Source organism: Metapseudomonas resinovorans (assembly GCF_002003485.1).
GTDB classification, from domain to species: Bacteria; Pseudomonadota; Gammaproteobacteria; order Pseudomonadales; family Pseudomonadaceae; genus Metapseudomonas; species Metapseudomonas resinovorans_D.
In genome coordinates, this window is record NZ_BDMA01000028.1 from 82,474 (window position 1) to 96,049 (window position 13,576).

Consider the following 13,576-nt stretch of genomic DNA (forward strand, 5'->3'; position numbering starts at 1 on the left):
GGCAACTGTTTTTTCATGGCTACCCCTGCCGAGCGCTTCGACCACAGTAGCGGCTATTCGTCACCCGAGCTGAAAAGATCGGCGGTCGGATTGTCCGCCATGCGCTTGGGGAGGTTCAGGCCGAAGTGTAAGTAGGCGTGACGGGTCACTACCCTCCCCCTCGGCGTACGCATGATGTAGCCCTGCTGGATCAGGTAGGGCTCGAGAACGTCCTCGATCGTATGGCGTTCTTCGCTGATGGCTGCCGCCAGGTTGTCGATCCCTACCGGTCCGCCATCGAATTTGTCGATCATGGTCAGCAGTAGACGCCGATCCTGGTGGTCGAAGCCACGCTCGTCGACGTCCAGCAGGTTCAGCGCCTTGTCGGCGATGACGCGGGTAATCTCGCCCTGACCACGCACTTCAGCGAAATCACGCACCCGGCGCAGCAGCCGGTTGGCGATACGCGGGGTACCTCGTGCACGGCGCGCGATCTCGAACGCGCCCTCGGGCTCGATATGCAGGCCGAGGATGCCGGCGGAACGAGCAACGATGGTGGCCAGGTCCTGGGTGTTGTAGAACTCCAGTCGCTGGACGATACCGAAGCGATCGCGCAGAGGATTGGTCAGCATGCCGGCCCGCGTGGTGGCGCCAACCAGGGTGAACGGCGGCAGATCCAGCTTGATCGAACGGGCCGCTGGGCCTTCGCCGATCATGATGTCCAGCTGGAAATCTTCCATCGCGGGATAAAGCACTTCTTCCACAATGGGCGAGAGGCGGTGGATCTCGTCCACGAAGAGCACGTCCCCCGCTTCCAGATTGGTCAGCAGCGCTGCCAGGTCGCCCGGCCGCTCCAGCACAGGGCCGGACGTACTCTTGATGGCAACGCCCATCTCGCTGGCGATGATGTTCGCCAGGGTGGTCTTGCCAAGGCCGGGCGGGCCGAAGATCAGGGTATGGTCGAGGGCCTCGCTCCGCCCCTTCGCAGCCTGGATGAAGAGCTCCATCTGCTCACGCACCACCGGCTGGCCGATGTAGTCGGCAAGCTTCAGCGGGCGAATCGCACGGTCGAGCTGCTCGTCGCGATCGCGACTGCTGGCGGTGATGAGGCGGTCGGCTTCGATCATTCGGACTTACACCATTCCTTTCAGGGCGCGGCGGATCATTTCTTCGCTGGACAGCCCTTCTTCCTTGATCGCGGACACCGCTCGGCTGGCCTCTTGAGGCTTGAATCCCAGGGCGATAAGGGCGGCGAGGGCATCATTCTCCGCACTGGAGACTGCCACGCCAACCCGGGGTTCGACCACCAGGGTGGCGATGGCCGGCATGGTTTCCCAAGCCTTGAAGCGGTCCTTGAGCTCCACCAGCAGGCGCTCGGCGGTTTTCTTGCCCACGCCAGGAATCTTCACCAGCGTGGAGGTGTCCTGGGCCTGTACACAGCGCACCAGTTCATCTACCTCCAGGCCGGACATCAGCGCCAGGGCCAGCTTCGGGCCGACGCCGTTCAAGCGGATCAGCTCGCGAAACAGCTCTCGCTCACGCTTCTCGAAGAAGCCATAGAGCAGGTGGGCGTCTTCGCGCACGACCAGATGGGTGTGCAGCGTCACCGGCTCACCCACCGACGGCAGGCGATAGAGGGTGGTCATGGGGACTTCCAGCTCGTAACCCACGCCGTTGACGTCGAGGATCAGATGCGGCGGTTGCTTCTCCGCCAGGTTGCCGCGCAAGCGTCCAATCACGAATTGCGTCCTTTGAATTGATTACAGACGAAGACGACCGCCCCGCCGTTTGGCGGTGGCCAGGCCGTGGGGAATCAGGCTTTGTCGGTGGTGTGCATGGCACAGGGCGATGGCCAGGGCATCGGATGCGTCGATCTGCGGTTTCTGCACCAACTTGAGCAGATGCATGACCATCATCTGCACTTGCTGCTTGTCGGCGCCGCCGGTTCCAGCGATAGCCTGCTTGACCTGGCTGGCGGTGTACTCGGCGATTTCCAGGCCAGCTTCGGCAGCCGCGACTATGGCCGCACCACGAGCCTGGCCGAGCTTGAGCGCGGAATCGGCGTTACGCGCCATGAATACCTGCTCGATGCCCATGGTCACCGGCTCGTAGGCGCGGATGACCTCGCTCACGCCGCGAAAGACGATCTGCAGGCGCTCGTACAACACGCCAGCGCCGGTACGGATGCAACCCGAGGCGACGTATTCGCAGCCGCGCCCGGTATCGCGGACCACACCGTAACCGGTGATACGCGAACCGGGGTCGATACCAAGAATCAGGGTCATGCCGCCGCAAGCTCCACGGAGCCGACCCGAGGGCCGGCACACTGTCTATTTATCCAGCCGCGAGTATACGGAGTGGCCCGCCAACAAAAAAGCCGGAAGCGCGCGGGGCGACTTCCGGCTTCCGGATCACGCTAGCGCTAGAACCTGGTCACGATCATGCGAGCTAGAGCCATGCAAGGCCAAAACAGGAGAGGAAGCGGAGTTTACGAGCTGTAAATGAGCATTCCGAGCCTGTTTTTAACGCCGCAGGGCCGACGCGCAGCTGATCGTGATCAGGTTCTCAGCCGAGCTGCTCCATGATCTCGTCTGGGATCTCAGCGTTGTGGTAGACGTTCTGGACGTCGTCCAAGTCTTCCAGCATGTCGATCAGTTTCATGACCTTCTGCGCGGTCTCCAGGTCGGAGATGGGGGCAGCGATCGACGGAATCATCGCCACTTCCGCTTCATCGCCCTTGAAACCGGCGGCGGTCAGCGCTTCATTCACCGAAAGGAAGTCGGCGAACGTGGTGTAGACCTCGACGGAGCCGTCTTCTTCAGCCACGACGTCATCGGCGCCCGCTTCCAGGGCCGCTTCCATCAGGGCTTCTTCGTTCACGCCGGGCGCGAAGCTGATCTGGCCCTTGCGGTCGAACATGTAGGCCACCGAACCATCGGTACCCAGGTTCCCGCCGCACTTGCTGAAGGCATGACGCACTTCGGCCGCGGTGCGGTTGCGGTTGTCGGTCATGGCTTCAATGATGATGGCCACGCCACTCGGCGCATAACCTTCGTAGCTGAGCTCGACCATGTTGTCGGCTTCGTTCGAGCCGGCGCCGCGCGCAATCGCACGGTCGATGGTGTCGCGGGTCATGTTCGCAGTCAGCGCCTTGTCTACGGCCAGACGCAAACGCGGGTTATCCGCCGGGTTGCCACCGCCATGCTTGGCGGCGACGGTCAGCTCACGAATGAGCTTGGTGAAAATCTTGCCGCGCTTGGCGTCCTGACGTTCTTTGCGGTGCTTGATGTTGGCCCACTTGGAATGACCAGCCATAACTCACTCCGTATTTTCTGAACGGACGGCGCCGTCTGGCGCCGCCTCGGGTTGGTTCTGATTACTCGGCCTTGGCCTGTTCGCGCAGACGGATGTTCAGCTCGCGCAGGGCCTTGGCATCCACGGTGCCCGGCGCCTGGGTCATGACGTCGCCGGCGCTCTGGGTTTTCGGGAAGGCGATCACTTCGCGGATCGACGCTGCGCCGGTCATCAGCATCACCAGACGGTCCAGACCGAAGGCCAGGCCGCCATGCGGCGGTGCACCGTACTTGAGCGCATCGAGGAGGAAGCCGAACTTCTCTTCCTGCTCCGCATCGTCGATGCCAAGCACGCGGAACACCGACTGCTGCATGGACTTGTCGTGGATACGGATGGAACCGCCGCCCAGTTCGGTGCCGTTCAGCACCATGTCATAGGCACGGGACAGGGCGTCGGCCGGGTTGGCCTCCAGCTCCGCCGGGCTGCACTTGGGCGAGGTGAACGGGTGGTGCAGCGAAGTCAGGCTGCCGTCGTCGTTCTCTTCGAACATCGGGAAGTCCACGACCCACATCGGCGCCCACTCCTTGGTGAGCAGCTTGAGATCATGGCCAACCTTGATACGCAGGGCGCCCAGCGCGTCGCAGACGATCTTGGCCTTGTCGGCGCCGAAGAACACGATGTCGCCATCAACCGCACCGACGCGGTCGAGGATCACATTGAGGTTCTCTTCGGGGATGAACTTGACGATGGGCGACTGCAGGCCCTCGACGCCCTTGGCGCGCTCGTTGACCTTGATGTAGGCCAGGCCTTTGGCACCGTAGATACCGACGAACTTGGTGTAGTCGTCGATCTGGCTGCGCGGCATGGAAGCGGCGCCCGGCACGCGCAGGGCGGCGACGCGGCCTTTCGGATCGTTGGCCGGGCCGGAGAAGACCTTGAATTCCACGCCTTTCAGCTGGTCGGCAACGTCAACCAGTTCCAGCGGGATACGCAGGTCGGGCTTGTCCGAGCCGTAGCGGCGCATGGCTTCTTCGAAAGGCATGTGCGGGAACTCGTCGAACTCGACATCCAGCACTTCCTTGAACAGCTGGCGCACCATCTTCTCGGTAATGCCGATGATGTCGCTCTCGTCCAGGAAGCTGGTTTCGATGTCGATCTGGGTGAATTCCGGCTGGCGGTCGGCACGCAGGTCTTCGTCGCGGAAGCACTTGGCAATCTGGTAGTAGCGGTCGAAGCCAGCCACCATCAGCAGTTGCTTGAACAGCTGGGGCGACTGCGGCAGGGCGAAGAAGTGGCCGGGGTAGGTGCGGCTCGGCACCAGGTAGTCGCGGGCGCCTTCCGGAGTCGGGCGACCCAGGATCGGGGTTTCCACGTCGAGGAAGCCGTTCTCGTCCAGGTAGCGACGGATGCTGCTGGTGATGCGCGCACGCAGTTTCAGCTTGGCAGCCATTTCCGGACGACGCAGGTCGATGAAGCGGTAGCGCAGTCGGGTTTCTTCGCCTACGTCGGAATATTCGTCCAGCGGGAACGGCGGGGTCTCGGCCTGGTTCAGCACTTCCAGCTCGTAGCCCAGCACCTCGATGGCGCCCGACGCCATGTTGGCGTTACGAGCACCTTCCGGACGCAGGCGAACCTTGCCGGTGATCTTGACCACGAATTCGCTGCGGACGCGGTCGGCACGGGCGAAGGTTTCTTCGCGATCCGGGTCGAATACCACCTGGGCCAGGCCTTCGCGGTCACGGATATCGAGGAAAATGACCCCGCCGTGGTCGCGGCGGCGGTGTACCCAACCGCAGAGGGTGATTTCCTGGCCGTCCAGGCTCTCGTTCAGTTGGCCGCAATAGTGGCTGCGCATCATGGTCGTGTTTCGCTTCTCTTGAGTCGTGAATTCGTCCGTCCGCCAAAGGGCGTCGGAGCATCCGGCGGAGGTGCAACCCCCTGCCGGACAGGCCGGGGTTCGCGGCAAAGAGCGGGATTATATAGCGTAAATTGCTACCGCGCAGCCGCCCTCCCCGCCACCCCGCGAGCCCTGATCGGTAGCGGGTTCCCTTGCTCGGCCACCGGGCAGTGTCTAATCTCGCCAGCACTCGCCCGACGGACGGACGGACGCGAAGCACACAAGGAAGGAGTGGAGATGCAGTCGCTTGCTGGAAAAGTTGCAGTCATCACGGGCGCGGGCTCCGGCATCGGCCGCGCGCTGGCCAGCGAGCTTGCTGCACTGGGTTGCCACCTCGCCCTTGCCGATGTCGATGCCGATGGCCTGGAGGCCACTGCCTCGAGCTTACGTCGCGACGGCCTTCACCTCTCGACCCATAACCTGGATGTCTCCGACCGGGAAGCCGTGCACGCCTTCGCCGATAGCGTTCTGGCCCAACACGGTCAGGCGCACCTGGTGATCAACAATGCCGGCGTGGCCGTATCGCAGACCATCGCGGAACTTCGCTACGACGACTTCGAATGGCTGATGGGCATCAACTTCTGGGGCGTCGTCCACGGCACCAAGGCCTTCCTTCCCCACCTGTTGGCGCAGGGCGAGGGCCACATCGTCAACGTGTCGAGCATCTTCGGCATCGTCAGCATGCCTACCCAGGGCGCCTACAACGCCAGCAAGTTCGCGGTGAGAGGCTTTACCGAGGCACTGCGCCAGGAGCTTTACGGCACCGCCATCAAGGTGAGCTGCGTGCATCCCGGCGGTATTCGCACGAACATCGCTCGCTCGGCGCGCTTCTACCAGGGCATCGACGGCAAGACAGATGCTTCGAAGGCGGCAGCCCGCTTCGACAAACTGGCACGTACCTCGGCGGAACAGGCTGCGCAACAGATCATCAAGGGCATACGGACCGGCCAGCCACGCATCCTGATCGGCGCCGATGCTCGCCTGCTCGACCACATCCAGCGCCTGATGCCCACCAGCTACCCCCGCCTGCTGACCAAGTTGCTGAAGAAGGCGTGAACCCCGCGCAAGCCAATGACTTCTAAGCATGGCTTTCATTGATAGAAGGCAAGACTGTCCCGTAACCACCCCGTGCTAGGCTTTGCCGACCACGTGCCCGGTCCGGGCCGCAAGCTACCGAGAGGAGAACTGGTATGGAAATCAACATCGGAATCGCCGAACAGGATCGCGCAGCCATCGCCGAGGGCCTGTCCCGCCTGCTCGCCGACACCTACACCCTCTATCTCAAGACCCACAACTTCCACTGGAACGTGACAGGGCCGATGTTCAACACCCTGCACCTCATGTTCGAAGGCCAGTACAACGAGCTGGCACTGGCTGTGGACGCCGTCGCCGAACGAATTCGCGCCCTGGGCTTCCCGGCCCCCGGCACCTACGCGGCTTATGCACGACTCTCTTCCATCAAGGAAGAGGAAGGCGTGCCGTCTGCCGAGGACATGATCAAGCAGCTCGTGCAGGGCCAGGAAGCGGTGGTACGCACCGCCCGCGGCATCTTCCCGCTGCTGGACAAGGTCAGCGACGAACCGACCGCCGACCTGCTGACCCAGCGCATGCAAGTTCACGAAAAGACTGCGTGGATGCTGCGCAGCCTGCTCGCCGCCTGACCTCCAGGCAAATCAAAAAGGCCCGGGAAACCGGGCCTTTCGCTATGCGCGAAAGCCCGCCTGCTCTATGCTCTGGCAATTCGACATCTCCCAACAGTGAAGTGCATGAGCCAGCCTCCGAAATCGCCGTCGCTGCTTGAGCTTTTCCCCGAAGAAACCCGTGAGGCGGCTGACCTGCTGAAGCAGGCAGTACCGCACATGGTTCGCCATGCGATTCCGCCGAATCCGATGCACTACGCGCTCTGGTACACCTACAGCAAGGGTGTGCAGCCGGACCTCAATCGCCGCCTGGACAAGATCACCAAGGACTTCGACGTCTTCCCGCCGGAATCAGCCCTCAAGCTGTTTCGCGAATACATCATTCGTGGCGAACTCGAAGAGGCCCGGCAGGGACAGCAACAGGTCATCGACCTGGTCGACGATATCGAGGGTGATGTCAGCCGCAGCGTCAGCGGCAGCCACGCTTACCAGAACAGCCTGGCAGCAGGCCTGGCTGCGTTGCACGAACCCATAATCGATGACCTGCCCAGCGTCCTGAACCATCTCCAGGAAAGCACCCAGTTGATGCAGGAACAGCAGGAACAGTTCCTCTATCGCCTGCAAGCCGCCCAGGCGGAAATCCAGCAGCTGCGCAATCAATTGGAACGCGCACAGCTGGCCGCCACCCTGGATGGCCTGACCCAGGTGTTCAATCGCCAGGCGTTCACCCGCCTGTTGGAGCAGTCACTGAAAAGCGACCAGGAAGGCCTGGCGCTGGTCATGCTGGATATCGACCACTTCAAGCAGTTCAACGACCAGTTCGGCCACCCACTGGGAGATCGTGTGCTCCAGCATGTGGGCCAATTGCTTCGAGAACTATTGCCGCCGCGCGCCATGGCTGGCCGTTACGGTGGCGAGGAATTCTGCGTCGTGCTGCGTGACTGCCAGGGACTGGATGCTGCGCGCACCTTCGCAGAACAATTGCGCAGCAAGATGCAGGCGCTGCGCGTGAAAGTCCGCCGCACGGACCAGGTGCTCGACACTATTACCGCCAGCTTCGGCCTGGCCCTGGCGGAACCGGGCGATACCCTGGAGAGTCTCATCACCCGAGCTGACGACGCCCTCTACCAGGCTAAACGCAATGGCCGTAATCAAGTGCATCCACCAGCGTCTGAAGCAGCGCTAACCGCTTGATTTGAGTAGCCCTCTCCTTTGCTGTTAAATACAGCCGGTGCCGCGCGTCGATCCAGAGACCTGCGGCATAGGCCGATGCCCATGCCTTTTTCATCCCGCATGGCCCGGCTCTTCCGTTAGAGATTCCGTTTCCAAGGTGAATCCATTGAACATCCTGAAAATCGTCCATCTGTTGACGGGCGCTGCCGCTTTGCTGCTGTCCTTCATCCCCAGTCTGCGAGCCGAAGCCCTGCCCTACCTGCAACAACCCGATGCCCTCTACCTGGCCTTCTGCGGCCTGCTCAACCTTCTGCTGGCTCCTGTGGTTCCGGCCTGGGCAAGAGGTCTGCGTAACCAGCTGCAAAGCCTGGTTTCCGCCCTTCTGGTACTGGCGGTCGTCCTGCAAACCCTGATTCTTCTGGCGCCCCTCCCGGTAATCGGCGAGCAACCCGCAATTCTCATCAGCGTCCTGGCCGTGATCGTCGCCGTGGCGCTGCACCTCTGCATCAACTTGCGCAAGGTCACCCAGGCACCGCTTCTGCCCCAGGACATGTCCAACCGTGAAACCGGGACAGTGAAGTGGTTCAACACCTCCAAGGGCTTCGGTTTCATCTCCCGGGATTCCGGCGATGACATCTTCGTCCACTTCCGCGCCATTCGCGGTGAAGGCCACCGTGTCTTGATCGAAGGCCAACGCGTGGAGTTCTCGGTCATCCAGCGGGACAAAGGCCTGCAGGCCGAAGACGTGATTGCCGCACTTCCCAGCCGACGCTGAAGCAGAAATGAAAAAGCCCGCCGATTGGCGGGCTTTTTATTGGCTGCTCAGTAATGCGGTGGCGGAGCCTCGTCATCACCTGGACCGAACTGGCTGAGCAGCTCTTCCTGGCGCCTGGCCAGTGCTGCCACCTGCAGCTGCAAGCGATCCACCAGCCGTTGCTGCTCAACCAGAACATCATTCAGCGTCTGGATAGTGTCATCCTGGAAAGCGAGTCGGCTCTCCAGGTCAGCGATACGCATTTCAAGCGTCATGACTCACTCCCCCACGAACTGGAAATCATCCGCCAGCACTAAACGAAGCTTGGCGCGAATGGCTGCTACCTGCTCGGGCGCGTAGGCCACGGCCGGCTGACGCCCCCAGACTGGCGCAGGCCAGGCAGCATCCTCACGACGACGCACGATCACATGCATGTGCAGCTGGCTGACCACATTGCCCAGGGTCGCAACGTTCATCTTGTCAGCGCCGAAGGTGTCCTTGAGGGTTTCCGCCAGGAAGGTGGTTTCCTGCCAGAGCTGCCGCTGCTCGTCGACACCGAGCTGGAACAGCTCGCTGACTTCTTCGCGTCGCGGCACGAGGATGAACCACGGGTACTGTGCATCATTCATCAACAGCAGCCGGCACAGGGGAAAATCACCGATGGGCAGGGTGTCCTGCTGAAGTCTTGGGTCCAGGGCGAACATACTGGCCTCTCCTGTTCGACTGTAGGAAGTTCGAGATTAACACCGCGTCCCGGCCAGGCGACCGAAACGAGGCCGCGCAGCATAGCCAAGGCTCACGCCGAGCGGAACTCACCCCTACCCTCCTGCCTATATAAAGGAAGAGGGGGTCACCACACGCACCACAAGCGCTCACAAGCTGCGTTGCGTTACTTCTCGCCACACCCCGGTTACGCCCAACCACCAAAGACAAGGGGTTACATACCCTTCAGCCCACTGCGCAACTGCCTGTCAAGAGTCACCCACCATGCGGAATGCCTCATTTAAGGGCACATCTTTTTGGTAGCGATCACATAAGGATCAGGGGTTAGCGGAGCTGGAACGAGCGCACCAGCTGGGCGAAGGGTTTTTTCTCTTCACCACCTGCGTTTTGTGCACGTTTGTTGCTTGGGAGGTGCCAGGTCACACGCGAGGCCGGGAAATACGCCACGGGCGCCCGCTCGCAAAGTGCCCCGGATACATAGGGGATGAAGGGATGCAAGAACGAACCTATAGATATGCGACACAGGTCTTTTCGATTTGCGACAGCACTGTGAAGAAATCGTAAGGACCCGGTTTCAACTATCGCCAATATTGTCGCCGTGCTATAAGTTAGCGCCGACACAAAAAGAAAGAACCGCCTTCAATCAATAAAGAAAGCGGCGAGAATCTTCAAAACCAAAGGAGCAATCACAATGCAAGTGATGAAGTGGAGCGCACTGGCTCTGGCCGTGACCGCCGGAACTACCCAACTGGCGTTCGCCAGCGCCCAGGACGAATCCAAAGGGTTTATCGACGATAGCAACCTGACCCTGCTGAACAAGAACTACTTCCTCCATCGTGACTTCCGAAATAACGGCGTCAACAACGGTGGCAACGCTACTGATCAGAACTATCGTCAGGAATGGGCCCACGGCATCAGCGCGATGTACGAATCCGGCTTTACCCAAGGCAGCGTGGGCTTTGGTGTCGATGCTCACGCCATGCTGGGCCTGAAACTCGACAGCGGTCGCGGGACCGCAGGTACCGGTCTGCTACCAGTCGGTTCCGATGGGCGCGCCCAAGACGATTACTCCTATGCTGGCGGCGCCGTCAAAGCGCAGATCTCCAATACCCAGTTGAAATACGGCAACCTGTTCCCGACTGCTCCGGTATTCGCCACCGGTACCGCACGCCTGTTCCCGGGCTCCGCCGAAGGCTTCCAACTGCTGAGCAGCGAGATCGAAGGCCTGAACATCGATGCCGGCCACTTCACCTCCATCCGCGACGGAAGTGCTTCGACCAACCGTCACGGGATAATCAGCCTGGGCTACGCTGGCGCCTTCGACATCCAGGAAGTGAACTATCTGGGTGGCTCCTATGCTATTAGCGACAACCTCAGTGCATCCGTGTATGGCGCCAAGCTCAAGGATACTTGGAACCAGTACTATGCCAACCTGAACTACAATATCCCCCTGTCCGAGAATCAGGCGCTGAATTTCGACTTCAACCTCTACGACACCAGCGAGACTGGTGATGAGATGCTTGGCAAAATCGACAACACCACCTGGTCGCTGGCTGCTGCCTATACCTTGGGGGCGCACAAGCTCACTCTTTCCCATCAGCGGGTCGATGGCGACACCCCGATGGACTATATCTCGATGGACGGCGCCAACTTCGGTGACTCCATCTTCCTAGCCAACTCTGTACAGTATTCCGACTTCAACGCACCGAATGAGAAGTCCTGGCAGGTTCGCTATGATCTGGACATGACCACCTTCGGCGTTCCCGGCCTGAGCTTCATGGCCCGCTATCTCGTCGGCAAAGATGTTGACGGCACAGGCGCGGATGTGAACGGTGCATACAACCAGTTCTACGGTGCAGATGGCGAAGAATGGGAGCGTGACCTGGAGGCGAAGTATGTAGTCCAGGAAGGCGCTGCGAAGGATCTGTCTTTCCGTCTACGTCACGCAACCTGGCGTAGCAACAACGATATGGGCGGCACTTACTCCGGTGGCAGCAGTGCTTTGGATGAAATCCGCCTGATCACTGAGTATCCGCTGGATATTCTGTAAATCAATCGAGAACAAGTCGCTAAAAAAGGAAACCCGGTTAACACCGGGTTTCCTTTTTTCAACCACCTTAGAAAAAGACTCTCCTGATTCTCGAGAACGTAACCCGAGATCCAGCAACTGCAGATCATCTGCTTATTCGGAAAATAACTGACATACCTTGACTAAGCATCTCGACTTTATCCACTCTCATCGCCCAGCGACGTAAGCCAAAGCCCCATCTCAGTGGATCGTGTTGCATCCCGACTTATCACGAACCTCATCAGCACAATGGTCAGGCCCAGCGCGTTTTTTGCTCGCAGCCGAAGGGCTTTTGCCGCAACGAACTGAATTTCGACTCGCTTCATGAAGCGCACCAGTCACATCTCACTATGCCGGCTATTTGTGACTAAGCTCCAAAAATTTCCCCCATCGTCAATCAGGTCTCGTCCGTAGACTAGTCAAAGGCAGCAATTTACCGGCAGATTCACTATATTTTTCCAGGCGCTCCGTATCGGAGCGCCTGCGCACAACTAATGGTAAGAGCAGGCAGCACAGCTCTGCCGCTAGCCATGAAACACATCCTGCAAAGCTGGACCTATGATTCGGAGCATATAAAACCGATGCAATCCGCCGCACCGACACCCTCGTCAAACTAGGAGATCTACAATGAAAAAAACAACATTCGCTGTAGCGATAGGCACTAGCACTCTCAGTTTAGGCATCAGCCACCAGGCATCGGCGGAGTTTTTTGACGATAGTAAAGCGAGCTTCGAAGCACGCAACTTCTACTTCAACCGCGACTTCCGTCAGGACAACGCTCCCCAGTCCAAGGCCGAAGAATGGGCCCAGGGCTTTCTCCTGCGCTATGAATCCGGCTACACCGAAGGCACCGTTGGGGTTGGCGTCGATGCCCTCGGCCTGCTCGGCGTCAAGCTCGACTCCAGCCCCGATCGCAGCAATACCGGCCTGCTCAAGCGCGACCGCGAAACCGGTCGCGCCCAGGACGATTACGGCGAACTCGGTCTGACTGCCAAGTTGCGCGCCTCCAAGAGCGTGCTCAAGGTCGGCACCCTGCTGCCAAAGTTGCCGGTGGTCCAGTACAACGATTCGCGCCTGCTGCCACAGACCTTCAAGGGCGGCCATCTGAACTCCCTGGAGCTCGACGGCCTCACCTTCGATGGCGGCCAGCTCAAGCAGGTCAACCAGCGTGATTCCTCCGACTACGAGGACATGACCATTGCCAGCGGCGCCGCCCGCGCCATCACCTTCCGCACCGGCACCACCAGCGACGAATTCAATTTTGGCGGCGCCACCTACAAGTGGACCGATAGCCTCTCCACGGGCTACCACTACGGCGAACTCGACGAGTTCTACAAGCAGCACTACTTCACCGTCCTGCATGTACTGCCGCTGGGCGACAAGCAATCGCTGAAGAGCGACCTCCGCTTCGCCCGCTCCACCGATGAAGGCACCAGTAACGTCGACAACAAGGCCTTTGGCGCCATGTTCACCTACACCCTCGGCGGCCACGCCTTCGGCCTCGGCTACCAGAGCATGAGTGGCGATACCGGCTTCGCCTACATCAACGGCACCGACCCCTTCCTGGTGAACTACGTGCAGATCGGCGACTTCGCCAACAAGGACGAGAAGTCCTGGCAGGCCCGCTACGACTACAACTTCGCCAGCATCGGTATCCCCGGACTGACCTTCATGACCCGCTACCTCTCCGGCGACAATATCGACCTGGGCGTGGGCCGCGAAGACGGCAAGGAGTGGGAACGCAACATGGACATCGCCTACATCTTCCAGGAAGGCGCGCTGAAGAACTTCGGCGTGAAATGGCGCAATGCGACCGTGCGCTCCACCAACTTCGGCAGTGACATCGACGAGAACCGCCTGATCCTCAGCTACACACTGCCACTGCTCTGAGATGCTAAACAGGTCATCATAAAGTTCGTGAAGTTGAAACACGACAACTCGCTTAGCCAGTACTGCCGGAAGCCAGGATTCATTCTGGCTTCTGCGCCCAAGACCACTATCAGTAAGCGTCCAGCCAAGTCACCTTCCGAACTCCAGCATTAAGGGCG

13 protein-coding genes are annotated in these 13,576 nt (G+C 60.3%); 6 read left to right on the forward strand and 7 right to left on the reverse strand.

What is annotated here, in order from left to right:
• Positions 1-53 precede the first annotated feature (53 nt).
• The 5 genes from ruvB to aspS form a co-directional block, all read right to left on the reverse strand.
• Positions 54-1,106 carry a Holliday junction branch migration DNA helicase RuvB gene (ruvB, locus tag MnOB_RS09720; RefSeq protein WP_077524018.1) on the reverse strand — a complete coding sequence of 351 codons (1,053 nt, stop codon included), beginning with the start codon at positions 1,104-1,106 and terminating at the stop codon, positions 54-56.
• A gap of 6 nt (positions 1,107-1,112) precedes the next feature.
• The gene (gene ruvA / locus MnOB_RS09725; RefSeq protein ID WP_077524019.1) at positions 1,113-1,718 is read right to left on the reverse strand and encodes a Holliday junction branch migration protein RuvA; all 606 of its coding nucleotides are present in this window, start codon (positions 1,716-1,718) and stop codon (positions 1,113-1,115) included.
• A 21-nt stretch (positions 1,719-1,739) separates the two neighbouring features.
• Positions 1,740-2,264, reverse strand: coding sequence for a crossover junction endodeoxyribonuclease RuvC (gene ruvC, locus MnOB_RS09730; protein WP_077524020.1), 525 nt, complete (start codon positions 2,262-2,264; stop codon positions 1,740-1,742).
• Between the two features lie 280 nt (positions 2,265-2,544).
• Positions 2,545-3,294 (reverse strand): YebC/PmpR family DNA-binding transcriptional regulator, encoded by a 750-nt coding sequence (locus MnOB_RS09735; protein ID WP_077524021.1) that lies wholly within the window; start codon positions 3,292-3,294, stop codon positions 2,545-2,547.
• 61 nt (positions 3,295-3,355) lie between these two features.
• Positions 3,356-5,131 carry an aspartate--tRNA ligase gene (gene aspS / locus MnOB_RS09740; protein WP_107504052.1) on the reverse strand — a complete coding sequence of 592 codons (1,776 nt, stop codon included), beginning with the start codon at positions 5,129-5,131 and terminating at the stop codon, positions 3,356-3,358.
• Between the two features lie 276 nt (positions 5,132-5,407).
• Between aspS and MnOB_RS09745 the strand changes: the two genes are divergently transcribed.
• The 4 genes from MnOB_RS09745 (at position 5,408) to MnOB_RS29810 (ending at position 8,758) form a co-directional block, all read left to right on the forward strand.
• A complete protein-coding gene (locus MnOB_RS09745) occupies positions 5,408-6,226 on the forward strand; it encodes an SDR family NAD(P)-dependent oxidoreductase (RefSeq protein WP_077524022.1) in 819 nt (272 codons plus the stop codon).
• A gap of 134 nt (positions 6,227-6,360) precedes the next feature.
• A complete protein-coding gene (locus MnOB_RS09750) occupies positions 6,361-6,831 on the forward strand; it encodes a Dps family protein (protein ID WP_077524023.1) in 471 nt (156 codons plus the stop codon).
• Positions 6,832-6,936: 105 nt separating this feature from the next.
• Positions 6,937-8,004 (forward strand): GGDEF domain-containing protein, encoded by a 1,068-nt coding sequence (locus MnOB_RS09755; RefSeq protein ID WP_077524024.1) that lies wholly within the window; start codon positions 6,937-6,939, stop codon positions 8,002-8,004.
• A gap of 151 nt (positions 8,005-8,155) precedes the next feature.
• Positions 8,156-8,758, forward strand: coding sequence for a cold-shock protein (locus MnOB_RS29810; RefSeq protein WP_077524034.1), 603 nt, complete (start codon positions 8,156-8,158; stop codon positions 8,756-8,758).
• 47 nt (positions 8,759-8,805) lie between these two features.
• Here the strand turns inward: MnOB_RS29810 and MnOB_RS09765 are convergent, their stop codons facing one another.
• On the reverse strand, positions 8,806-9,012 hold the full coding sequence (locus MnOB_RS09765) for a SlyX family protein (RefSeq protein ID WP_077524025.1): 207 nt from the start codon (positions 9,010-9,012) through the stop codon (positions 8,806-8,808).
• 3 nt (positions 9,013-9,015) lie between these two features.
• The gene (locus MnOB_RS09770; RefSeq protein WP_077524026.1) at positions 9,016-9,441 is read right to left on the reverse strand and encodes an HIT family protein; all 426 of its coding nucleotides are present in this window, start codon (positions 9,439-9,441) and stop codon (positions 9,016-9,018) included.
• Between the two features lie 710 nt (positions 9,442-10,151).
• Between MnOB_RS09770 and MnOB_RS09775 the strand changes: the two genes are divergently transcribed.
• Positions 10,152-11,510 carry an OprD family porin gene (locus MnOB_RS09775; protein ID WP_077524027.1) on the forward strand — a complete coding sequence of 453 codons (1,359 nt, stop codon included), beginning with the start codon at positions 10,152-10,154 and terminating at the stop codon, positions 11,508-11,510.
• 645 nt (positions 11,511-12,155) lie between these two features.
• On the forward strand, positions 12,156-13,418 hold the full coding sequence (locus MnOB_RS09780) for an OprD family porin (RefSeq protein ID WP_077524028.1): 1,263 nt from the start codon (positions 12,156-12,158) through the stop codon (positions 13,416-13,418).
• Positions 13,419-13,576: the final 158 nt, after the last annotated feature.